This is a genomic window from Yersinia massiliensis, from assembly GCF_003048255.1.
In the GTDB taxonomy this organism is placed as follows: Bacteria; Pseudomonadota; Gammaproteobacteria; order Enterobacterales; family Enterobacteriaceae; genus Yersinia; species Yersinia massiliensis_A.
In genome coordinates, this window is the sequence record NZ_CP028487.1 from 4,128,417 (window position 1) to 4,151,745 (window position 23,329).

Sequence of the window (23,329 nt, forward strand, 5' to 3'; positions counted from 1 at the left end):
TTTTTTTATGAATATAAAATAGCATTTAAGATTAATCGCAGATTGGCGATATTATGACTATGATTGCAATAATCAAAGTTTATAGTAGAGATAATGTAGGCTGAAATTTCCATCGACTGCAATTTACACGTGAACCTTGCCGCCCTACAGGAAGCGCAGAAATGAACACTGCAACTTGCGCATTTAGCGGCGTCAGTAATGATAAGCGCTATTGTCCGCTCAAACCGATCACGCTAGGGCGAGTCTGGCGGATCTGTGTCTCTATTTTCTTTCTTCTCTCGCTCCTATTTATCGCATGGCCGTTAATGGCGGCAAATAAGCTGGGTGAGGAACGCATACAAAATCGCAGTGATAACGCGGCCAAAATGGTGCTGGGTATCATCAGCTATACGCGTTGGCCAGTACCGCCGACAGTGATTCGTTTATGTGTAGTCCCTCAAACGGATTACGCAGAAATGTTATTTAATCCGGCTTTAATGCAAACCGCCCATCCGATTAAGACTGTGCATTATCCCCAGATAGATGCCTCGATTGCGGCCAATTGTGATGTGATTTATTTAGGACGCATTGAGGCACAAAAACGCCAAGAACTGGCCATTTTACTCACAGGGTACCCCGTGCTAACCATCAGTGAGGATTATGACGAATGCACCGTGGGCAGTGCATTTTGTTTACTGCTGGAAGATAAGCAAGCCTCTTTCAAAGTTAATATGGATGCATTAGCACGCGGTGGGGTCCGTGTTCACCCCAGTGTGTTGCAACTTGCCCGTAAAAAGGCTGACGCATTATGAGTTCAATCAAAAATAAGTCTGCTGGTCAGGCTAAACATCACAATGCCCCCACTAATCTCCCCACGTTGGGACGAGTTCTGGGACGAATACATCTGATTGTGGCGCTCGTCTCAGTGGTAACAGCGGGTATCTGCCTGACACTGGCAGCACTGTTAGCATTACGGGTTTATGTCGATCATAACCTGCACTTAGTGGCTCGCTCGATTAGCTATACCACTGAAGCTGCGGTGGTGTTTGGCGACAGCATGGCTGCTAACGAAGCCCTAGCGCTCATTGCTGCTAATGAAGAAGTGGACAATGTGAAAATTTTGGATGTAAATGGCCGAGAGCTAGCCAGTTGGACAAAGCCTGATACTAGTCCGATGCACTATTTGGAACAACAAGTTGCCCGCTGTACACTACCTGACCCCGTTGTTCTTCCCATTATTCATGACGGCAATGAAATCGGTACCGTCGTGATTGCCGGTCATGGCAGTAACCTGCTACGTTTTCTACTGCAAGGAATGGCGGGCCTACTTTTATGCTTAGTGCTCACGACAGCGGTCGCATTAGTGTTGTCACGGCGCATGCTATCTGGTGTTATCGGCTCACTAAACCAAATTACCAAAGTCGCTCATAATGTTAGCCGCCATCGCAGCTTTGGCCAACGAGTTCCTTCGGCCAAAACAGCAGAGCTCAATGCGCTAAGCGATGACTTCAATGAATTGCTAGGGGAGCTGGAAGTTTGGCAGGCTCACCTCACGCAAGAAAATGACTCACTGGCACATCGAGCGGCACACGATAGCCTTACCGGTTTGGCAAACCGCGCCTTTTTTGAAGGCCGCTTAAGTCGCACGCTGGGCGATTGTGAACCTGGTGAACATGCTGCGGTTTTATTCCTTGATGGTGATCGCTTCAAAGAAATCAATGATAACTATGGTCATGCGGCGGGAGATGTGGTGCTGACCACCATTGCTGACCGTATTCGTGCCTTATTACGGGAAAGCGATTTAGTCGCCCGCCTAGGTGGTGATGAGTTCGCCGTGTTGCTGGCCCCTATTCATAACATTAAAGACGTTTCGATCATTGCCAGCGATATTCATGAAAGTATGAGCCAACCCATTATGTTAGCGGATGGATGCGAAATTACGATGTCGCTGAGTATTGGGATCGCGATTTATCCTGACCATGCCCAAACACCTGAAGCGTTGTTACAACGGGCAGATGAGGCGATGTATCAAGCCAAGAAAAACTTCCAGTCCGGAGGGAGTATGATTGCTCAACCATCGGACGATCCTCTTACAGAAATTTAGGGTAGGTGACATGCAAAGATTGAAAAATCAGCCTTTGATTAGCCGTATCTGGTTTAGTTTTTTCGCTCTCAGTTTATTGGTTTTGGCAGGGTGCCAAGCTCCCCGTACCGGTTTGACGGCTGAGCAGATTGCCGCATTACAAGCTCAGGGGTTTAAGTTAACCGATAACGGCTGGGAGTTTGGCATGGCGAATAAAGTGCTATTCGATAGCGATATTAAGCAACTTAATCCGGCCGGTGTTCAGACAGTACAAAATATTGGTAAGGCGTTAGTGGCCGTGGACATTACTCATTTGCGGGTTGATGGTCATACCGATGCCATTGGTGAAGATAATTATAATCAACAATTGTCTTATCAGCGTGCCGCCGCTGTCGCCGATTCGCTGGCAGCCGTTGGTATTCCCAGAGCAAATATTGACGTGCGGGGTAGAGGGAAGCTTGAACCCGTCGCCGATAACCGTACCGCGAAAGGCCGAGCAGAGAATCGCCGTGTCGCCATGATAGTCACCGCACCTTAGTTTTTTGCCGCAGCAAACGAAATCATCCCGATGAGCTGACACTAGTCAGTGATTCGGGTTATCGAGTGCAGCTAACAACGCTGTGGCGGCAAACACGAAGGGTCCCCAAAGTCATTGCTGTCACAGCTAGGCAGCAAACGAAATCATCCCGATGAGCTGACACTAGTCAGTGATTCGGGTTATTGAGTGCAGCTAACAACGCTATGGCGGCAAACACGAAGGGTCCCCAAAGTCATTGCTGTCACAGCTAGGCAGCAAACGAAATCATCCCGATGAGCTGACACTAGTCAGTGATTCGGGTTATTGAGTGCAGCTAACAACGCTATGGCGGCAAGGACGAAGGGGAAGCTGGGAACTCCAACCAAAACGGGCTACACTCCGCACCAGACATCACTAATAAAAGAGAGGCAGACGCAACGTGGCTCAATACGTCTATTCCATGCATCGTGTCGGTAAGATTGTTCCACCGAAACGGCATATTTTGAAAAACATCTCCCTGAGTTTCTTCCCTGGGGCAAAAATTGGTGTACTGGGTCTGAATGGTTCCGGTAAATCAACCTTGTTGCGCATTATGGCGGGTATTGATACCGACATTGAAGGTGAAGCGCGCCCACAACCTGGTATCAAAATTGGTTACTTGCCGCAGGAGCCCAAGCTAAATCTTGAGCAAACGGTGCGGGAATCAGTTGAAGAGGCGGTTGGCGATGTTAAACGCGCACTGACCCGTTTGGATGAGGTTTATGCGCTGTATGCTGACCCTGATGCAGATTTCGATAAACTCGCGAAAGAGCAAGGTGAGCTAGAAGCCATTATCCAAGCCCAAGATGGCCATAATCTGGATAACCAGTTAGAACGTGCTGCGGATGCTCTGCGCCTGCCGCCGTGGGATGCCAAGATTGCGAATCTGTCCGGTGGTGAACGCCGCCGCGTGGCGATTTGCCGTCTGCTGCTGGAAAAACCAGACATGCTGTTGCTGGACGAACCAACCAACCACTTGGATGCGGAATCCGTGGCATGGCTGGAACGCTTCCTGCACGATTATGAAGGCACCGTGGTCGCCATTACCCATGACCGTTACTTCCTCGATAACGTAGCCGGTTGGATTCTGGAGTTGGACCGTGGCGAAGGTATCCCATGGGAAGGCAACTACTCTTCATGGCTGGAGCAGAAAGATGCTCGTCTGGCGTTGGAAGCCTCTTCCGAAGCCGCCCGTCGCAAGTCCATTGAGAAAGAGCTGGAGTGGGTTCGTCAGAATCCAAAAGGCCGTCAGGCGAAAGGCAAAGCACGTCTGGCCCGCTTTGAAGAACTTAACAGCGTTGAGTATCAAAAACGTAACGAAACCAGCGAGTTGTTCATTCCACCGGGTCCACGTTTAGGGGACAAAGTGCTGGAAGTGGAGCACTTGAGTAAATCTTACGGTGACCGCCTGTTGATTGATGATCTGACTTTTGCGCTGCCAAAAGGTGCCATCGTTGGGATCATCGGCCCGAACGGTGCCGGTAAATCAACGCTGTTCCGCATGTTATCCGGCCAAGAACAGCCAGACTCTGGTTCGATTTCGCTGGGCGATACCGTGCTGTTGGCCTCGGTTGATCAGTTCCGTGACAACATGGATGACAGCAAAACCGTGTGGGAAGAAGTTTCCGGCGGCCAAGACATCATGAAGATCGGCAACTTTGAAATCCCAAGCCGCGCCTACGTGGGCCGCTTTAACTTCAAAGGCATTGATCAAGGTAAGCGTGTCGGTGAGTTGTCTGGTGGGGAGCGTGGCCGTATTCATTTGGCTAAGCTGCTACAGGTTGGCGGTAACATGTTGCTGCTCGATGAACCTACCAACGATCTGGATATCGAAACGCTACGCGCACTGGAAAACGCCTTGCTGGAATTCCCAGGTTGCGCAATGGTCATTTCCCATGACCGTTGGTTCCTTGACCGAATTGCGACTCATATCATCGATTATCAAGATGAGGGTAAAGTGCAATTCTTCGAAGGTAACTTTACCGAGTACGAAGAGTGGAAAAAACGCACTCTGGGTGCCGAGGCACTGGAACCCCATCGCATCAAATATAAGAAAATGGTTAAGTAATGACTTAACCTGACTTAACCCAACTCACGGCCTGCCATTGCAGGCCGTTTTCATTAGGAATAACCATTCCATCAACCAAGATTGCCCCCCTGTTCCTCTGTTATTTCCGCGGTAAACCTCCCGCCTACCCAGCCACTCACAACCAGAATTCTATTCTGTGATCACTATCATTCTTACCCACTGAATTTTGCCAGTTTTCCTTGTCCTAAGGCAGCCAGCAGAAGGTGACAAAACTGCACACTATTTAGACTCCTTCGTCATCAGCGGTTTGTGCCCTTCCCGTTCGGCGCCTATCCGCATCATCACAACGAAGGATAATAAGATGAACAATGCGATTATATTGGGGATAATTTGGCATCTGGTGGGCGCTGCAAGTGCGGCGTGCTTCTATGCGCCCTTTAAGCAAGTGAAGAAATGGTCGTGGGAAACCATGTGGTCCATTGGTGGATTAGTCTCTTGGCTTATCCTTCCTTGGACAGTCAGTTATTTGTTATTACCTGATTTTTGGCAATATTACGGTTCTTTTAGTCTTGCCACGCTATTGCCAGTATTTCTGTTCGGTGCCATGTGGGGGGTTGGTAATATCAACTACGGCCTCACCATGCGCTACCTTGGAATGTCGATGGGGATTGGGATAGCCATCGGTATCACCCTGATTATCGGCACGCTAATGACGCCTATTCTCCAAGGGCGTTTCGACATGCTATTGGGGACTGCTGGGGGGCGAATGACGCTGCTTGGCGTATTTGTTGCGCTGATAGGTGTGGCCATCGTTAGCTATGCTGGGCTGCTGAAAGAGCGGGCGATGGGTATTCAGGCCGAAGAGTTCAATCTAAAGAAAGGGCTCGTATTGGCTGTCATGTGCGGCATTTTCTCTGCCGGTATGTCATTTGCCATGGATGCCGCGAAACCGATGCATGAAGCAGCCAGCGCATTAGGTATTAACCCGTTATATGTGGCACTGCCAAGCTACGTCATCATTATGGGGGGCGGTGCCATCATCAACTTGAGTTACTGCTTCATTCGTTTGGCAACACTCAAAAATCTATCCGTCAAAGCCGACTTCGCTGTCGCTAAGCCATTACTGATCAGCAATATTCTGTTCTCAGCGTTAGCCGGTTTGATGTGGTATCTGCAATTCTTCTTCTATGCTTGGGGCCACGCCAAGATCCCGCAACAATATGATTATATGAGCTGGATGTTGCACATGAGTTTCTATGTATTGTGTGGCGGGATTGTTGGACTGTTACTCAAAGAGTGGAAATGCCCGACCAAAAAGCCAGTAACCGTTCTGTGTATTGGTTGTTTAGTGATTATTCTGGCTGCCAATATTGTCGGATTGGGTATGGCAGCGTAACCCGCTGACTTGAAGCTGATACTTTCACGGGCAGTGTTGCAAAACCTGCCCATCATCACAGGACAACTATCGTCATTCATCGAGTTAGATAATGGGACTACGCTGTTGTTCTGCGCTATCAAGCTCACGCTTAGCCGGTGTGCGGATAAAGCGCTGACGGTAATCGCGCGGGGTCATACCGGCTTCGCGGGTAAACACCGCAGAGAAGTAATTACTGTCCTCAAACCCACAACGAGCGGCGATATCACTGATGCGATGTTCGCTACCACGTAATAAACACTTCGCATGGCATAATCGAATCTGACGTAGATAATGATTGATACTCATGCCCGTTTGCTGACGGAATAATTGTTTAAGAGAACGTTCAACCAACTGGTTTTTAAAGCAAAAATCCGCCATATCAAAATGCACTCCTAAACTTTGCTGCAACGCAGACATAATTAAATCCAGTTGCTCACCATCAGGGAGTAGGTGCGATTGTTCTGCCCGGTAGCGATGGCGTTTCAATACGATCGCCAGTTGCAGTAACAGTGCCTCGGTCAATTGTATCGACCATGAATCCGTCTTGCGCGACTCTTGCGCCAATTGCTGAATAATGGGCCGCGCCTGAGCCATCCCTTCGGTGGTTAGCCGCCAATAACCTTGGTTCTGTTCATGGCCAAAAGGAGGCAGTAATTTATGCCATTGCGCATTGAGACGCAGCCGCTCGGGACAATAAATGATGTTGTCTAGTACCAAGTCATGGACAGATTCATAGCTATGATGGTCTTGCGCTTGAATATAAAAAACATCACCACAGGTAATGCGATAAGGGTGATCATTCAATACATGCAGGCCATTGCCCCGCCAAACAATCACAATTTCGCAAAATTGATGGGTATGCTCTGCGAAAACTTCCTGCGGGTATCGGTTGGTGACAGCCACCGGCATGTGTTCCGAGGGTAAATAGTCTCGGCTTTCTAACAGCAGTGGTGCTCGCATGTCGGCAGCCTTATCGTTATCGATTAATTAATGAGCATCTTATTATTGGCGGAATACCCCATTTTTACCGTGATGCCATTCACGCCTTGCCTGTTAGGCGGTCATAGTCACTAAAGCTGGCTACGTAAATCACGGGGGGACTGAGAGAATTCTCGCTTAAACAAGGTGGAAAAATGATTGCTGTCACCGAAACCACACTGGTATGCAATATCAGTCACGTTATTGTTGCTGTAACACAATTGATGGCGGGCTTGCAGTAAACGCAAACGTGTCAGATAACGCTGGGGAGTCATCCCAGTTTGGTTTTTTAACTGGCGGTGTAGCGTGCGCAACGGCAATGCAAATCGGTCGGCTAATTCCGACCATTCAATCACCTCGCTGTAATGATTCTGTAGCCAGTCCAGCAGTTGGCATAATCGCCCTTCCTGATCATTGCCGATCTCTGCACGGCATCCTTGCCACAGCTTCACCAAAAGTTGCATAAAGACACTTTCATGCAGAGCAATATCTTCAACCAAATCACTTTTTGGCACCTGCGCTAAACAAGCTATTAAGTGCCTAACTTGCTGCAAAGTCTGACCATTAACCCGCCAATGAGACGGGTAAATACCCTCACACTCTTGGGGCAAAAAATGTCCGACGCCGGATAAAAAACGAAAGGCATCAGGCGCGCGAAATAATACGTTAGTGAGAAAGAGTGCATCAGTCGATTCGAACAAATGACGATCGTGATCGCGGACAAAACAGACGCAGCCACTGCTTAATGTATGGGGCTGTCCATTAAAAACGTGCACTCCCGCGCCTTCTTCAACGATAACAATTTCATAAAAATCATGATGATGTTCTGGGAAAGCCGTTTGTGGCGCACGCGTTTCAATGGCAATGGGCGCCAAACTGGAAGCGAAAAAATCAATACTGTGCAAAACAGTCATCTTTTGCCCTCTTTCGAAAGGAACGGCGAAATCGCCCTGCTTCAGACCTTGATAGTAAAAGCAGCAGAGGAAAGGAAACCTTCAATTTTTGACGTTAAAAATGACTTTGGCGGCGGTTTTTTTTAGATATGCACGGCAATGTTGAAAAGTATGCGCGGGGTCACAGGCGAGAGGTGTTCCACGTAAAGACGAAACTGTGAGCTGTTTCACTTTCACTTTCGTCATTTTGCCAACATGCCATCACGATTGGCAGTGTTGAGAAGGTCGGTGATAAGGCAAATTTCTACACTGTTGGACATTGAGAAACAACAGGTCGCCTATCATGTCCATACCAGCTACATTTTCAACGTCAACCGTTGCGCAGCCAACCATTGCACGGCACATGGTCGCCATCGACCTTGGTGCCTCCAGTGGACGGGTGATGCTGGCAAGTTACTTGCCCGGTCAGCAACAACTGACCTTGCGGGAGGTTTGCCGCTTTACCAACCAAATTAAATCTATTGATGGCTCTGACGTCTGGGATATCGACGCCATTGAACAAGCTATCCGTGGTGGCCTAAATCAACTCGACAGCGAAGGGATCAGGCTAGACAGCATTGGAATTGACACTTGGGGTGTTGATTTTGTATTGCTCGATAAGCAAGGAGAAAGAGTCGGACTGCCTGTTTCATACCGTGATAGCCGTACTCAGGGTGTGATGGAGCAGGCGCAGCAGACATTGGGCAGCGATATGATTTATCGCCGTACCGGCATTCAATTTCTCCCCTTCAACACGCTGTATCAATTACGCGCACTCAGTGAACAACAACCTCATTTGCTCGCCAAGGTCGCCCATCTATTGCTGATCCCAGACTATTTGCATTATCGCCTGACCGGACAGCTTAACTGGGAATATACCAATGCCACCACCACCCAACTTCTGAACATCGAAACCGGTGACTGGGATAGCGATTTGTTGGCTTATGCCGGTATACCGCCTCACTGGTTTGGCAAACCCAGCAAGCCTGGCAACACCATCGGCTACTGGCAAAGTCATCGCGGCCAGCAAGTCCCAGTCATTGCTGTTGCCACCCATGACACAGCCAGTGCAGTGCTCGCCGCGCCACTGATGGATACAGATGCCGCCTATCTCAGTTCCGGTACTTGGTCGCTGATGGGGTTCGAAAGTCGTCTGCCACTCACCCACTGTCAGGCGCAGTCGAGCAATATCACCAATGAAGGGGGGGCTGAAGCACGCTATCGCGTACTCAAAAACATTATGGGCCTCTGGTTACTGCAACGTGCAGTAGACGAGTTACATATTGATGACTTACCTGAACTTATTGAACAAGCGGCAAAACAACCGGCCTGTCGCTCGCTGATTAATCCTAATGATAGCCGCTTTATTAATCCGCCCAATATGTGCCGTGAAATTCAGAATGCCTGCCGCGAACACGGGTTACCCGTTCCCATCACGGCCGCTCAACTGACTCGCTGCATTTTTGACAGCCTAGCCATGTTGTACCGGCAAGTAGCCCAAGAGTTGGCAGAACTTCGCGGGCGCCCCATCAGCCATTTGCATATTGTCGGTGGCGGATGCCAAAACCAATTTTTGAATCAGCTCTGTGCTGATGCCTGTGGCTTACCCGTCAGTATGGGGCCTATTGAAGCCTCCACGCTGGGCAATATTGGTAGCCAATTAATCTCGCTAGGCGAGGTGGCGGATGTCGCACATTACCGCCGCATCGTAGCAAAAAACTTCCCAATGCACGCGCTATCCCCTCACGACAACACTGACTTCGCTGCCCACTGGTCGCAATTCCAGTCATTGAGTCAATTACCTAAGGAACTTTGCATATGACGAATTCTATTGAACAGGCTTGGATGCTGGCTAAACAGCGCTTTGCTGCGGTCGGTGTTGATGTTGATGCCGCACTAGCCCGCCTTGATACGCTGCCCATTTCCATGCATTGCTGGCAAGGCGATGACGTGACCGGTTTTGAGAATCCGGATGGCGTTTTAACCGGTGGTATTCAAGCAACAGGAAATTATCCGGGTAAAGCGCGTAATGCTAGTGAGTTACGTGCTGACCTGGAACAAGCGCTGGCATTAATTCCTGGCCCTAAACGCCTCAATTTACATGCTATTTATCTCGAATCCGACACGCCTGTTGCTCGCAATAAGATCGAGCCGCATCACTTCAAACACTGGGTTGAGTGGGCGAAGAAGCATCATTTAGGGTTGGATTTTAACCCTTCTTGCTTCTCTCACCCGCTCAGTGCCGATGGCTTTACCCTGTCGCACGCCAATCCTGAAATCCGCCAGTTCTGGATTGAGCATTGTCAGGCCAGCCGCCGCGTTTCAGCCTATTTTGGCGAACAGTTGGGCACACCTTCTGTCATGAACATCTGGATCCCTGATGGCATGAAAGATACCCCTGTTGATCGGCTTGCCCCCCGCCAACGCTTGTTATCTGCGTTAGATGAAGTCATCAGTGAAGCATTAAACCCCGCTCACCATATTGATGCTGTTGAGAGCAAATTGTTTGGTATTGGCGCTGAAAGCTACACCGTCGGTTCCAACGAATTTTATATGGGTTATGCCACCAGCCGCCAAACTGCACTGTGCTTGGACGCCGGTCACTTCCATCCCACTGAAGTCATTTCCGACAAGATATCCAGCGCGATGCTGTATGTCCCACGCCTGCTGCTCCACGTCAGCCGTCCTGTCCGTTGGGACAGTGACCATGTGGTGTTGCTGGATGATGAAACACAGGCCATTGCCGGTGAGATCATTCGACACAATTTGTTTGATCGGGTCCATATCGGCCTCGATTTCTTTGATGCCTCCATCAACCGGATTGCTGCTTGGGTTATTGGCACGCGCAACATGAAAAAAGCCTTACTACGCGCCTTACTCGAACCTACCGATATGCTGCGCCAACTGGAATTACGCGGAGATTTCACCGCACGACTGGCGCTGCTGGAAGAACAGAAGTCTCTGCCTTGGCAGGCTATTTGGGAAGGTTACTGCCAGCGCAATGATGTTCCAGTTGATGCCCGCTGGCTCGATGCAGTACGCGAATATGAACAACAGACTCTCAGCCAACGTTAAGGATTTATTATGCAAACTATTCTGTCTTCCTGGTTTATTCAGGGAATGATTAAAGCCACAGGTGATATGTGGCGTAAAGGTTGGGATGAACGTAACGGTGGCAATATCAGCTTGCGATTGCTCGACGCCGAAGTTGAGCCTTATCGTCGTGATTTCTCCCCCCAACCGCGCCACGTGGAGCTCACGCAACCCGCGCTTGAACTGGCGAACTGCTGGTTTTTAGTGACCGGTTCCGGAAAGTTTTTCCGCAATGTTGAATTAAACCCAGCCGAAAATCTGGTGTTACTGCAAGTCAGTGCTGATGGTATGGCATATCACATTCACTGGGGACTGACTCAAGGGGGGCTGCCGACCTCTGAATTAGCGGCGCATTTCCAGTCTCACATCGTCCGGATGCAGGTCAGTGGCGGGACTAATCGGGTCATTATGCACTGCCACGCCACCAATCTGATTGCGCTGAGTTATGTCCAAAAACTGGATAATGCCAGTTTCACTCGGTTGTTATGGGAAGGCAGTACTGAATGCTTAGTGGTGTTCCCTGATGGTATTGGCATTGTGCCATGGATGGTGCCAGGCACCGATGGGATTGGTACGCAGACGGCGGAACAAATGCGCAACCATAGCCTCGTACTTTGGCCTTTCCACGGTATTTTCGGCAGCGGCCCCACGTTGGATGATGCTTTCGGCCTCATTGATACCGCCGAGAAGTCAGCCGAGATCATGGTGAAAGTCTTGTCCATGGGGGGCAAGAAACAGACCATTTCACGTGAGCAACTCATTGCCCTAGCCGCGCGTTTTGATGTCACCCCACTGGCGGCAGCGCTAGACGCTTAACCTTTAAAACCGGCCTCCGTTAACGGGGGCCGGTTATCACAGAGGCCTTATTTGAGGAATACAAGATGAGCTTCATGTTGGCACTACCCAAAATAAGTTTGCATGGCACCGGTGCTATTGGCGATATGGTGCAATTGCTCCGCGATAAACAGTGGGGAAAGGCGCTGATTGTGACTGACGGGCAACTCGTCGAACTCGGTTTGCTAGACAGCTTGTTTACCGCCATGAACCAGCACCAGTTATCTTATGCGCTGTTTGGCGACGTTTTCCCTAATCCAACAGAATCCTTAGTCCAAGCTGGCTTAACTGCCTTCACTCAGCATGAGTGCGACTATCTGATCGCCTTTGGCGGTGGCAGCCCCATCGATACAGCTAAGGCCATTAAGATACTGACGGCCAACCCTAGCCCCTCTACGGCCTACTCCGGTATTGGCAAAGTCAAACAGCCTGGCGTCCCACTGGTGGCTATCAATACCACAGCCGGCACGGCAGCGGAAATGACCAGCAACGCCGTCATCATTGATAGTCAGCGGCAAGTGAAAGAAGTGATTATCGATACGAATATCATTCCAGACATTGCCGTCGACGACCCTGAGGTCATGCTTAACATTCCTGCTAGCGTCACTGCCGCAACAGGGATGGATGCCCTCACCCACGCCATCGAAGCCTATGTTTCGCTCGGCGCGCACACATTAACCGACCCTTGCGCGCTAGAGTCTATCCGTCTGATTAGCCAATGGCTGCCAGTCGCCGTCGATGAGGGTAAAAACCTTCAGGCGCGAGAGATGATGGCATGTGGTCAATATCTGGCAGGGATGGCATTTAACAGCGCTGGATTAGGCTTGGTTCATGCACTCGCGCATCAGCCGGGCGCGACACATAACCTTCCTCATGGCGTCTGCAATGCTATCTTGCTGCCCGTGATTGAAGAATATAATCGTCCGCAAGCCGTCAGCCGTTTTGCCCGTATCGCGCAGGCAATGGGGGTCAACACCCAAGCAATGAGTGATGAACAAGCCAGCCATCAGGCTATCGCCGCCATACGCCAACTGTCGTTGCGCGTCGGTATTCCTGCCGGATTTTCTGCCTTAGGTATTGAGGAAAGTGATATTGAAGGCTGGTTAGATAAAGCACTCGCCGATCCTTGCGCGCCTTGCAACCCAAGGGCTGCGGATCGTGAACAAGTACGCGCACTTTACTTGCAGGCACTTTGAGGGAATAACATCATGATACGCAAAGCGTTTGTCATGCAGGTCAATCCTGATGCCCATGGTGAATATCAGCGTCGGCACACCCCCATTTGGCCGGAGTTAGAAGCCGTGTTGAAAGCACAGGGTGCTCATCACTACTCGATTTTCATCGATGAAACACGCCATTTGCTGTTTGGTTTTGTCGAAATTGAATCGGAAGCGCGCTGGAATGCCGTGGCTGACACTGCCGTTTGCCAGCGCTGGTGGCAACATATGGCCGATGTCATGCCGACTCATGCCGATAACAGCCCAGTGAGCCTGACGCTCCGAGAAGTGTTCTATCTGGATTAACCTGTTTTACCGTTTTGCTCAGGCCAATAAGCCAAAGTGGAGTCGGCAATCCCGGCTCCACGCACTTAAGACATTGCCAGCCCTTGCACGTAATCCTCAAAGACCGGATGCCCAATCACCACATCAATGAAACAACTCAATGCGGGCGAGTTGAGTTTGCGGCTAGGGTAGACCAAATACAGCTCATTCCCTTCAGCCTGCCATTCGGGCAGCACTTCGACCAACTGGCGATTCGCTACCACTTCGCGGCTGAGAAATGCCGGCAGTAAGGTGATTCCCGCCCCTGTTAGTGCGCATTCTCGAGCATACAACAGGTTATCCGTCACATGCTGCACCGGCACTTGCCAGCGATAAAACTCATCTTCACGGCGTAAAATTAGCGCCTGCCAAGCACGATGGGCGATACAATGGTGTGCTTCCAATTGTTGTGGATGTAACAAGGGTGGATGCTGCGCCAAATAGTCTGGCGAGGCCAGCAGATAGCGAGGGGCGTAACCTAGCCGACGACCAATAAGCGACGAATCCTGTGGTTTGCCGGTTCGCAAGGCCACATCAAATCCCTCTTCCACCAAATCCACCATGGTATCTGACACCAAGACTTCCAACTGCACATCGGGGTATTGTTGCTGAAAATCAGTCGCCAACCGCGCCAACAAAGTGGCACCTAATCCGGCAGGCGTCGAAATCCGTAAACGACCACTGGGATTCGCCTTCAGGCGTTGCAGTGCCAGATCCGCACGCTCTGCCGCTTGCAACATCTCTTGGCAATGCAACAAATACCGTTCACCGGCAAAGGTCAGATTCAACTGGCGAGTGGTTCGGTTAAGCAACCGAATCCCTAAACGTTGCTCTAACTGGCTGATGCGCTGACTAACACTCGATTTTGGCAATCCGACCCTTTCCGCCGCACGCGTAAAACTGCCGCATTCCGCCACGTGCGCAAACAGCGCCATATCCTGCAGTTGCTTAAACATGATTGTTTATCTCAAACGAACACTGCGTTAGTGATTGTCCATCTTATCACTGCTATCAGTTAGGTCTAAACTCTCTTAACACACTCAACAGGACAATAAAAATGACCTTTAAAGCCATTGCTGTGAACCCGCAACAACCTGCCGACTTTGTTGAAATCGCGCTAGATAGACTCGCACCCGGCCCATTTGATTTGCTGGTTGAAGTTAAAGCGGCCTCCATCAATCCGGTGGATACCAAAGTACACAGCAGCTTAAAAAAGAATGGCCTACAGCAGCCTCGGGTTTTGGGTTGGGACGCCGCAGGGGTGGTGATCAGTGTTGGAGAGAAGGTCACCGGTTTCCGTGCGGGTGATGAGGTTTGGTACGCGGGTGATATCACTCGCGCTGGCAGTAATGCACAGCAACAGTTAGTCGATGCCCGCATTGCAGCCCATAAACCCCACTCAATGAATTGGGCGCAGGCTGCCGCTATTCCTTTAACCGCTATTACCGCGTGGGAAGCCTTGTTTGAACACTTGAAGATTCAGCAGGCCAGCGCAGAAAAAAGTCTGCTTATCATCGGTGGTGCGGGTGGAGTGGGATCACTGGCGATTCCGTTGGCCGCCTTACGCAGCCAAGTCAAAGTGATTGCGACCGCATCACGCCCAGCATCTGCCGCTTGGTGCCGTGAACGAGGAGCTGACCTGACGGTTGATTACCGCGACCTGAAAGCACAGTTAGCAAAAGAAGGTATCGATAAAGTGGATTACATTCTCTGCCTAAATGATACAGACGGTCACTGGCCGGCTATCAGCGAATTGATCGCACCGCTGGGGCAGATATGCACCATCGTTGAGAATGAAAAACCTTTGGATCAGAATCAGTTAAAACTGAAAAGTGCCGCTTTGCATTGGGAGTTTATGTTCACGCGTAGCATGTTTTCTACGCCAGATATTGCCCAACAAGGGGAAATCCTAAAGCAGGTGAGCCAGTTGGTGGATGAGGGCAAACTGCAAGGCACGCTAAGCGAAACCCTGCACGGCCTGAGCGTTGAAAACCTGCATGCCGCCCATGCACGAGTGGCAGAGGGGCATATGCAGGGCAAAATCGTGATTGCTTACTAAAGCCGTGATGACTGAGTAAAACCGTTATTGCTGACTATCGCGACTCTTCCCGCGCTTCAACTAATACTGAAGGGCGGGCAAGGCGTTGCAGGTCGGCGGCCAAAAGCTGCTGCACCAGCTCTACACAGCGTAAGAAACGTTCGTCATAATCGGCTGACTCAACATGCACGTATTCAATATTATTGCTGCGTAACATCTGCTCCAATAAGTTCTGGAATGATTTACGGTCACGATCACTGCCAAGACTGCGTAAACCATCGGCCACCCACGGCGTGTTGTTTTCCAGCAAAATCACCAGATCAAAGCGATATTCATCAATTAACGCTTGTACGAAGGGGTGTTCGCGCCCCTCATATTTTTTGCAGAACGCCTGCGTGGTCACAAAATCGGTATCGATAAACGCCACTTTATTGGCGTACTTCACCGCAAAATCTACGTACTGCGCTTGTCCGAGCGCGATCTTGTCATAATCTGAATATTGAAGTGCCATCTCATCGCCACCCAGATGAGAGAAAACATAATCGCGGCCATATTCCCACGCACTGGTGGTATTGAAGATATTGGCTAACTTATTGACCAGCGTTGATTTACCGCTGGATTCCCCCCCGAGTATCGCCACCGTCCGGACAAAAAAGGGCTTCACTTCTGTTGGAATATAATCCCAGTAGCGGAAAGGGTCGCGGCGGATTTGGCGGCCACTGATATTCATAAATGAGCGCTGTGGGTCGATCAGAATCGTTTCGATGCCGAGCTGCTCACGGTAACGCGGCGCATCCTGACTTTCACTGGAGTAAATAAAACTGGGGATGATGCCCTTTTCCGCCATAAATTTCTTAACGCCACGGCTCCACACATCCCAACCGTGCGGATAAGGCTCAATCCCATGTTCATCAAAGGAATGAATGTGGATATTTTTCTGATACTTAAAGGTTTGCAGTAACCAGCGTAGGCGGTCGCTGACGGTCGGCTGCTGTGACATCGAACTGTTTTCGAATAGCTCGCGATCTCGTGGCTCATCGTGGCACAAAATGACATGCAGCTCGTCAACCTGACTACAGGCACGTTGGATTAAAAAGATATGGCCGGTGTGGAGCGGGTAAAATTTACCAAACACTACGCCGACTTTTTTCTCGCGGCGTGGAAATTCCAGCTCAAGAAAACGGTGCAGAGCTTCAAGCTTTTGCGCACTGGGGCTTTTAATTTTGTCGTTGAGCAACTGGCTTAAATAGCCTTTCGTCATGCCGCTGGCTTCAGCGACCTGCTGTAAGGTACAACCCTTTTGCTTAATTGCGGTTTTGAGATAGTCAAACTGCAGCATGCCGCCTCCTTGTTTAGTGCGCTAAACAAAAATAACACAGTATGCTGCGAGATTGACACGACTAAATATGCCGTTACAGATCTTCTAAAACGGCGAGCGCATCGGCCAGCTTTTTCACGCCGAAAACCTGCATATTGGGCAGCGGTTTTTTGGGCATATTGGCATGGGGGACGATGGCGCGTTTAAATCCATGTTTGGCCGCTTCAGAAATACGTTCCTGACCACTGGGCACCGGCCTGATTTCACCGGCTAACCCCACCTCACCGAACACCACGAGATCTTGTGGCAGTGGGCGATCACGCAGGCTGGAAACCAGCGACATCAACAAGGCCAGATCCGCACTGGTTTCAGTCACTTTCACACCGCCGACCACATTGACGAAGACATCTTGATCCGACATCTGCAAACCACCATGGCGATGCAAAACCGCCAGTAAAATGGCTAACCGGTTTTGTTCCAGCCCCACCGCCACACGGCGCGGGTTAGACATCATGGAGTGATCCACCAGCGCTTGTATCTCAACCAAGAGCGGGCGAGTGCCTTCCCATACCACCATCACTGAGCTTCCGGCGGTGACTTCATCGCCACGGCTGAGGAAAATCGCTGATGGATTGCTGACTTCGCGCAGACCTTGTTCGGTCATGGCAAAGACACCTAACTCATTGACGGCCCCGAAACGGTTTTTATGGCTGCGCAAGGTGCGGAATCGTGAGTCACCGTCACCATCGAGCATCACCGAGCAATCGATGCAATGCTCTAATACTTTTGGCCCCGCCAGCGAGCCATCTTTGGTGACATGGCCGACCATCACAATGGCGACGCCTCGTGTTTTAGCAAAACGCGTCAGGTAAGCCGCGGTTTCGCGCACTTGCGCCACACTGCCCGGTGATGATTGGATATCGGCCATGTGCATGACCTGAATGGAGTCGATCACCATCAGCCGCGGTTGTTCTTGCTCAGCAATCAGGCAGATCTGTTCGATGCTGGTTTCCGACAGCATATTCAGGCCAGCAGTGGGTAGCCCCAAGCGATGGGCGCGCATAGCCACCTGTTGCAGCGACTCTTCGCCGGTGACATACAGGGTTTTCATGTTTTCGGACAGTTTGCAGAGGGTTTGTAGCAGCAGGGTACTTTTCCCCGCGCCCGGATTGCCCCCAATCAGAATGGCGCTGCCCGGCACGACACCACCGCCCAGTACCCGATCAAACTCGAGGAAGCCCGTTGAGAAGCGCGGCACTTCTTCGAGGCTAATGTCCGAGAGTTTTTGGACTCGACTGACCCCTGTGTCGCCCGCATAGCCGGTAAAACGTTCAGTACGGGATGACGACGAGGCCGCCGCCAACCGAATTTCGGTAATGGTGTTCCAAGCATTACATGCGCTGCACTGCCCTTGCCAGCGCGGATAATCCGCCCCGCATTCATTACAGACAAATGCCCGTTTTGGCGCTTTAGCCACGATTCACCTCAATCAAATAAAAAACGTCCCGCAAACGCGTCCCGATGAGCTGACTCTCGTCAGTGATTCGGGCAAGTGAGCGCCGCTAACAACGCTGTCGCGCCAAGGGCGCAGGGATTAGCGCTCCTCGTGCTTAAGACTCCCTGTCAAAATACAAAGCACACTCATTAGGTCACCATGCCTGATCGCCACTTTCGCTTTAGCGTAAACTTTGGGCTTGGCATGAAATGCCAGACCTAGCCCTGCGGCTTGCATCATTTTTAGGTCATTTGCGCCGTCGCCTATTGCGACGGTCTGCGCCACGGGGATATTCAATTTTTCGGCCAGTTTCAGCAGGGTGTCGGCTTTATATTGCGCATCAACGATTGGCCCGAGTACTTTGCCTGTCAGCTTGCCATCTTTGATCTCAAGCTCATTAGCCGCAACTTCTACCAACCGTAATTTGTCACGTAGGTATTCGGCATAATAGGTAAAGCCACCGGAGGCGATTGCCACATGCCAATCCAGCGCTTGGAGCTTGCGCACTAGGCTGGTCAGGCCCGGCATTAAAGGCAGCTCGTCGCGGACTTGTTTGAGAATATTGGCATCGGCCCCTTTGAGGGTCGCGACTCGCTGGCGCAGACTAGCGGCGAAATCCAGCTCACCTTGCATGGCACGTTCAGTGACAGCAGCAACTTCTTCTCCCACCCCTGCCAGTTTGGCGATTTCATCGATACATTCGATTTGGATGGCGGTTGAATCCATATCCATGACGAGTAAGCCAGGGGTACGTAAATGGGGGATGGCACCCAATGGCGCAACATCAAGGCCACTTTCATCCGCCAGCGTTTTAATGCGAGGTGTTAGGCTACCTGCAAGGCGGATCACCTGATAATCATCCACACACCAAGCAGAAACAATCACCATTGCCGCACCTAATTGGCGTTGAAAATGGGTAATACGCTTTTTATCTAGCTTCCTACCGTACAACAGCCAACCCGTGTGACCAGCACGATAATCCAGCGGCATGACTTCATCACCACTGAGTGAAAGTGGCAGACCCGGCCATTGGTAGATCTCCGAAGGAAGATCACAATAGGTCAGACTATTAGACATGAAAAACTCCTGTAGAAAACCAGACTCAGCAAGATAAACCCTGTCGCTTTCGCGTTTGTGTCAGGCAGCAATTGCGCCAACACCGCCCACCTATCGCCGGCGGGCGTTCAATCCCATAGTATCGTGAAAGATGAAGGGTAAAACAACGCATCAAGCTATCCTATCGCGCTGGCTTCTGGCAACATAAAGTCACCGAATTCGGCAAGGAACCTGCATGGCCAAGGCTAAATTAAAATTTCGACTGCATCGCACCGCTATTGTCCTGATTTGTCTGGCATTGTTAGTTTTGCTTATGCAAGGTGCATCCTATTTCAGCCTCAGTCACCAGCTAGCGCGTTCGGAACAAGTTGAAGAACTGGCCAAAACGTTGGCAAAACAAGTCACTTTCAGCCTATCGCCCATTATGGACAGCGGTGATGATGATATCGATAGCCAAAAAGTCGATGCGGTACTTCAGCAGTTGACGCAGTCTAGCCGCATCTTGGACGCCAGTGTTTATCAGATTGACGGTACGCTCGTGGCCGCTGCCGGTGAAAACGTCAAAGTCCGTGATCGGCTGGCTTTAGATGGTAAACGCCCCGGCAGTTATTTCAATCATCAAATTGTCGAGCTGATTCCCGGCAAGAGCGGGCCAAGTGGATTTTTGCGAATGACGCTAGATACCCATGTTTTGGCGACAGAATCCAAGCAAGTGGACAATACCACCAACTTGCTGCGCCTGATGATACTGGTCGCGCTCGCTGTGGGGATCATTCTGGCCCGAACCTTACTGCAAGGCCGCCGCAGCCGCTGGCAGCAATCACCTTATCTGCTGACTGCGAATACGCCAGTAAAAGAAGACGATGGTGAAGATGATGCGCCAAAGTCAGAGCCAAAACCTGACGAAAAATAGTGCGTGCTGATGTGACAAGATAATGGCTATTCATCGTCATCGCTTCGCGACTCAATAATACGTAATGAGCTTAAAATATCTGCATCAGCTTTATTTATTTTAATTTTCAGTGTGTCATAAACATCTTCGCGTCGATCGACAGTAATAACAGTGATAACAATACTGAATTCACCGTTTGGGGTTTCGGTAACCTGATAGATTAATCGATAGCCATCACTGCGTAACTTGATTTTGTAGCACCGCTCAATCCCAGATAACTTATGTTTCTGTGGTTTAAGCGCCTCAAGAGACTGAGCTCGTTTTTTCAACTTTTTCTTAAAACTATCTCTGACTTTAGCGTCAAGAGCATCCCACTCTTTTTTGGCGCTTTTCTTAAATTTTAGCTGCGGCTTGAAATCATTCCCTGACAATTACAGATCCTCCCACTTAACCTCGACTTCTTCCTCATTGAGACGGTTCTTAACAAGGAGTGCTAGTTCTCGATCTTCAATAAGATCAAGCATTGCTGCATATAACTCAGCAGGTACGCAGTAAAATGCGGGCTTACTGTGATTTAGTATCGCAACAGGACGGCCGCCAGCAGATTGCATTGTGGCTGTTGGATTTCTTTTTAGTTCGCTAATAGACGCAGAGCGATCGGCAAGAATGGTAGTAGCCATATTTAAGACCTCAAAAAAGACCATATTTCAGCTCCTATTTTAGGTCTCTACATAGAGATTTGGCAATCATAATTGTGCAGTAAATGAAGAGACTAACAAGTTGTAAGCCGCGCGGACTAAGAGACAATGAATAGAAAGGTGAATAGAAAAAACAGAGATCATACCATTCTAACATTATGATAAATAAAAACATTTAACTTTTAAAACGATTTTTATGAATAGATTCAGCAGCAGATTAGACTGCTGCTGAATAGTAAGCGAGGAATGAATATTAGACTCTGTCACCTAACAACACTGACTCTAATGCAATCTCAATCATGTCATTGAAGGTGGTTTGACGCTCAGCGGCAGTGGTTTGCTCGCCGGTACGAATATGGTCAGAAACGGTACAGATAGTCAGGGCTTTTGCACCGAATTCAGCCGCCACACCATAGATACCTGCGGCTTCCATTTCCACACCGAGAATGCCGTATTTCTCCATAACATCAAACATCTGTGGGTCTGGCGTATAGAACAGATCCGCAGAGAAGATATTACCGACACGCACATCGATACCTTTCGCTTTGGCGGCATCAACAGCATTGCGGGTCATTTCGAAATCAGCAATCGCCGCATAATCATGATCTTTAAAACGCATACGGTTAACTTTAGAGTCGGTGCACGCGCCCATGCCGATAACCACGTCACGCAGTTTAACGTCAGCACGTACCGCACCACAGGAACCGACACGGATAATTTTCTTCACGCCGAAATCGGTGATCAACTCTTTCGCGTAAATGGAGCAAGATGGGATACCCATACCATGGCCCATCACTGAAATTTTGCGGCCTTTATAGGTACCGGTAAAACCTAACATGCCGCGCACGTCGTTGACTTGCTTCACATCCTGTAGGAAGGTTTCTGCGATAAACTTCGCACGCAGCGGATCCCCTGGCATCAATACAACGTCAGCGAAATCACCCATTTCAGCATTAATATGTGGCGTTGCCATAATTTCTTTCCTTAAAAATCAGATAAATAAAATTATTATCACCGAACTCCCCTGTTATTCCGACAAGGCAATTCAGCCAAAAACTCTCAGTGAAAAATACAGTCCATCAGAAGCCGAGCACGGCCTCATTTCAGCATTGCGCGCTCGGCTTAACGTCCTGCTTAGAGCATGTTCTTACCGTAATCCATTGGCGACAAATCAAAGTAACTCGCCACTGTCTGCCCAATATCGGCAAAGGTTTCACGGTGCCCCAATGATCCCGGTTTTACTTTCGGGCCATAGACCAAGACCGGAATGTGCTCACGAGTATGATCGGTGCCCGGCCAAGTAGGGTCACAACCATGGTCAGCGGTCAGGATAAGAATGTCATCTTCTTTCACCAGTGCCATCAGTTCTGGCAAGCGGCGGTCAAACAGTTCCAACGCGGCGGCATAACCTGCCACATCACGACGGTGACCATAAGATGAGTCAAAATCAACAAAGTTGGTGAACACGATGGTGTTATCACCCGCTTTTTTCATCTCTTCAATGGTCGCATCAAACAGTGCATCGAGACCAGTGGCCTTCACTTTATGTGTGATGCCAACATGGGCGTAAATATCAGCGATTTTACCGATAGAAACCACTTCGCCACTTTTCTCGTCCACCAGCTTTTTCAGCATGGTCGGTGCAGGCGGCTCAACAGCCAGATCATGGCGGTTACCGGTGCGTTGGAAGTGGCCCGGCTTATCGCCAATAAACGGACGCGCAATCACGCGGCCAATATTGTAGCCACCTTCGGTCAGTTCTTCGCGTGCGATTTCGCATAGTTCGTACAGGCGATCAAGGCCAAATGTTTCTTCATGGCAAGCAATCTGGAACACCGAGTCAGCAGAAGTGTAGAAAATCGGTTTTCCGGTTTTCATGTGTTCTTCACCCAGTTGATCGAGGATAACGGTGCCACTTGAATGGCAGTTCCCCAGATAGCCGGGTAAGTTGGCGCGTTTGACCAGTTTATCCAGTAATTCCGGTGGGAAGCTGTTTTCTACATCACTGAAGTAGCCCCAATCGAACAGTACGGGTACACCGGCAATTTCCCAGTGGCCTGATGGCGTGTCTTTACCCGAGGATAACTCGCTGGCGTAGCCATAAGCACCAATGATGTCAGCGTTTTTATCTAACCCGACAGGGAATTTTCCGGTCGACTCTTCAGCAGCTTTTCCCAATCCTAAACGGCTCAGGTTCGGCAAGGTCAGTGGGCCACTGCGGCCAACATTGGCTTCACCACGGGCGCAAGCCTCGGCGATGTGGCCCAGTGTATCCGCTCCTTCGTCACCAAACTTTTTAGCATCAGCGCTCGCACCAATACCAAATGAGTCTAATACCATAATAAATGTACGTTTCATGCTTCTCTCCTACAGCGATTCACCCGCTTGGC

22 protein-coding genes are annotated in these 23,329 nt (G+C 50.0%); 12 read left to right on the forward strand and 10 right to left on the reverse strand.

Going from position 1 to position 23,329, the window contains the following annotated elements; genetic code table 11:
- Positions 1-161: 161 nt before the first annotated feature.
- The 5 genes from DA391_RS19105 (at position 162) to rhaT (ending at position 6,043) form a co-directional block, all read left to right on the forward strand.
- Positions 162-791, forward strand: a complete 630-nt coding sequence (locus tag DA391_RS19105) for a YfiR family protein (RefSeq protein WP_049604858.1) — start codon at positions 162-164, stop codon at positions 789-791.
- Positions 788-2,083 carry a diguanylate cyclase domain-containing protein gene (locus DA391_RS19110; protein WP_050080155.1) on the forward strand — a complete coding sequence of 432 codons (1,296 nt, stop codon included), beginning with the start codon at positions 788-790 and terminating at the stop codon, positions 2,081-2,083. Before DA391_RS19105 ends, DA391_RS19110 begins: the two co-directional genes overlap by 4 nt.
- 10 nt (positions 2,084-2,093) lie before the next feature.
- Positions 2,094-2,600 (forward strand): OmpA family protein, encoded by a 507-nt coding sequence (locus DA391_RS19115; RefSeq protein WP_050872475.1) that lies wholly within the window; start codon positions 2,094-2,096, stop codon positions 2,598-2,600.
- Between the two features lie 418 nt (positions 2,601-3,018).
- Positions 3,019-4,686 carry an energy-dependent translational throttle protein EttA gene (gene ettA / locus DA391_RS19120; protein WP_042806636.1) on the forward strand — a complete coding sequence of 556 codons (1,668 nt, stop codon included), beginning with the start codon at positions 3,019-3,021 and terminating at the stop codon, positions 4,684-4,686.
- Positions 4,687-5,008: 322 nt separating this feature from the next.
- Positions 5,009-6,043: an L-rhamnose/proton symporter RhaT gene (gene rhaT, locus DA391_RS19125; RefSeq protein ID WP_050080152.1), complete on the forward strand. Its 1,035-nt coding sequence runs from the start codon at positions 5,009-5,011 to the stop codon at positions 6,041-6,043.
- Positions 6,044-6,127: 84 nt separating this feature from the next.
- Here the strand turns inward: rhaT and rhaR are convergent, their stop codons facing one another.
- Together rhaR and rhaS are read right to left on the reverse strand one after the other, a co-directional pair.
- The gene (gene rhaR / locus DA391_RS19130; RefSeq protein WP_050080151.1) at positions 6,128-7,024 is read right to left on the reverse strand and encodes an HTH-type transcriptional activator RhaR; all 897 of its coding nucleotides are present in this window, start codon (positions 7,022-7,024) and stop codon (positions 6,128-6,130) included.
- 110 nt (positions 7,025-7,134) lie between these two features.
- Positions 7,135-7,956, reverse strand: coding sequence for an HTH-type transcriptional activator RhaS (gene rhaS / locus DA391_RS19135; protein WP_050080150.1), 822 nt, complete (start codon positions 7,954-7,956; stop codon positions 7,135-7,137).
- Between the two features lie 382 nt (positions 7,957-8,338).
- Between rhaS and rhaB the strand changes: the two genes are divergently transcribed.
- The 5 genes from rhaB (at position 8,339) to rhaM (ending at position 13,424) form a co-directional block, all read left to right on the forward strand.
- Positions 8,339-9,796 (forward strand): rhamnulokinase, encoded by a 1,458-nt coding sequence (gene rhaB, locus DA391_RS19145; protein WP_050872607.1) that lies wholly within the window; start codon positions 8,339-8,341, stop codon positions 9,794-9,796.
- On the forward strand, positions 9,793-11,049 hold the full coding sequence (locus tag DA391_RS19150; RefSeq protein WP_050080149.1) for an L-rhamnose isomerase: 1,257 nt from the start codon (positions 9,793-9,795) through the stop codon (positions 11,047-11,049). The genes rhaB and DA391_RS19150 overlap by 4 nt, the downstream gene beginning before the upstream one ends.
- Before the next feature lie 9 nt (positions 11,050-11,058).
- The gene (gene rhaD, locus DA391_RS19155) at positions 11,059-11,883 is read left to right on the forward strand and encodes a rhamnulose-1-phosphate aldolase (protein ID WP_050080148.1); all 825 of its coding nucleotides are present in this window, start codon (positions 11,059-11,061) and stop codon (positions 11,881-11,883) included.
- 65 nt (positions 11,884-11,948) lie between these two features.
- A complete protein-coding gene (gene fucO, locus DA391_RS19160; RefSeq protein WP_050080147.1) occupies positions 11,949-13,097 on the forward strand; it encodes a lactaldehyde reductase in 1,149 nt (382 codons plus the stop codon).
- A 12-nt stretch (positions 13,098-13,109) separates the two neighbouring features.
- Positions 13,110-13,424 carry an L-rhamnose mutarotase gene (gene rhaM / locus DA391_RS19165; RefSeq protein ID WP_050080146.1) on the forward strand — a complete coding sequence of 105 codons (315 nt, stop codon included), beginning with the start codon at positions 13,110-13,112 and terminating at the stop codon, positions 13,422-13,424.
- Between the two features lie 65 nt (positions 13,425-13,489).
- Here rhaM and DA391_RS19170 read toward each other — a convergent pair whose 3' ends face one another.
- The gene (locus tag DA391_RS19170; protein WP_050285822.1) at positions 13,490-14,398 is read right to left on the reverse strand and encodes a LysR family transcriptional regulator; all 909 of its coding nucleotides are present in this window, start codon (positions 14,396-14,398) and stop codon (positions 13,490-13,492) included.
- A 101-nt stretch (positions 14,399-14,499) separates the two neighbouring features.
- Between DA391_RS19170 and DA391_RS19175 the strand changes: the two genes are divergently transcribed.
- Entirely contained in the window at positions 14,500-15,501 is a 1,002-nt protein-coding gene (locus DA391_RS19175; protein ID WP_108088076.1) for a zinc-binding alcohol dehydrogenase family protein, read from the forward strand.
- A 34-nt stretch (positions 15,502-15,535) separates the two neighbouring features.
- On the opposite strand, the gene nadR is transcribed toward DA391_RS19175, so the two are convergent.
- The 3 genes from nadR to serB form a co-directional block, all read right to left on the reverse strand.
- Positions 15,536-16,819 (reverse strand): multifunctional transcriptional regulator/nicotinamide-nucleotide adenylyltransferase/ribosylnicotinamide kinase NadR, encoded by a 1,284-nt coding sequence (nadR, locus tag DA391_RS19180; RefSeq protein ID WP_050285820.1) that lies wholly within the window; start codon positions 16,817-16,819, stop codon positions 15,536-15,538.
- A 73-nt stretch (positions 16,820-16,892) separates the two neighbouring features.
- Entirely contained in the window at positions 16,893-18,275 is a 1,383-nt protein-coding gene (gene radA, locus DA391_RS19185; protein ID WP_050080142.1) for a DNA repair protein RadA, read from the reverse strand.
- Positions 18,276-18,392: 117 nt separating this feature from the next.
- A complete protein-coding gene (gene serB / locus DA391_RS19190) occupies positions 18,393-19,370 on the reverse strand; it encodes a phosphoserine phosphatase (RefSeq protein WP_019211171.1) in 978 nt (325 codons plus the stop codon).
- A gap of 214 nt (positions 19,371-19,584) precedes the next feature.
- On the opposite strand from serB, the gene DA391_RS19195 reads away from it, so the two are divergent.
- Positions 19,585-20,262, forward strand: a complete 678-nt coding sequence (locus DA391_RS19195) for a YtjB family periplasmic protein (protein ID WP_050080785.1) — start codon at positions 19,585-19,587, stop codon at positions 20,260-20,262.
- A 26-nt stretch (positions 20,263-20,288) separates the two neighbouring features.
- Here the strand turns inward: DA391_RS19195 and DA391_RS19200 are convergent, their stop codons facing one another.
- From DA391_RS19200 to deoB, 4 genes are all read right to left on the reverse strand, one after another.
- Positions 20,289-20,672, reverse strand: coding sequence for a type II toxin-antitoxin system RelE family toxin (locus tag DA391_RS19200; RefSeq protein WP_050285819.1), 384 nt, complete (start codon positions 20,670-20,672; stop codon positions 20,289-20,291).
- The gene (locus DA391_RS19205) at positions 20,673-20,921 is read right to left on the reverse strand and encodes a type II toxin-antitoxin system Phd/YefM family antitoxin (protein ID WP_042806703.1); all 249 of its coding nucleotides are present in this window, start codon (positions 20,919-20,921) and stop codon (positions 20,673-20,675) included.
- 271 nt (positions 20,922-21,192) lie between these two features.
- Entirely contained in the window at positions 21,193-21,912 is a 720-nt protein-coding gene (deoD, locus tag DA391_RS19210; RefSeq protein ID WP_050080787.1) for a purine-nucleoside phosphorylase, read from the reverse strand.
- Positions 21,913-22,073: 161 nt separating this feature from the next.
- Positions 22,074-23,297 (reverse strand): phosphopentomutase, encoded by a 1,224-nt coding sequence (deoB, locus tag DA391_RS19215; protein ID WP_019211176.1) that lies wholly within the window; start codon positions 23,295-23,297, stop codon positions 22,074-22,076.
- Positions 23,298-23,329 lie beyond the last annotated feature (32 nt).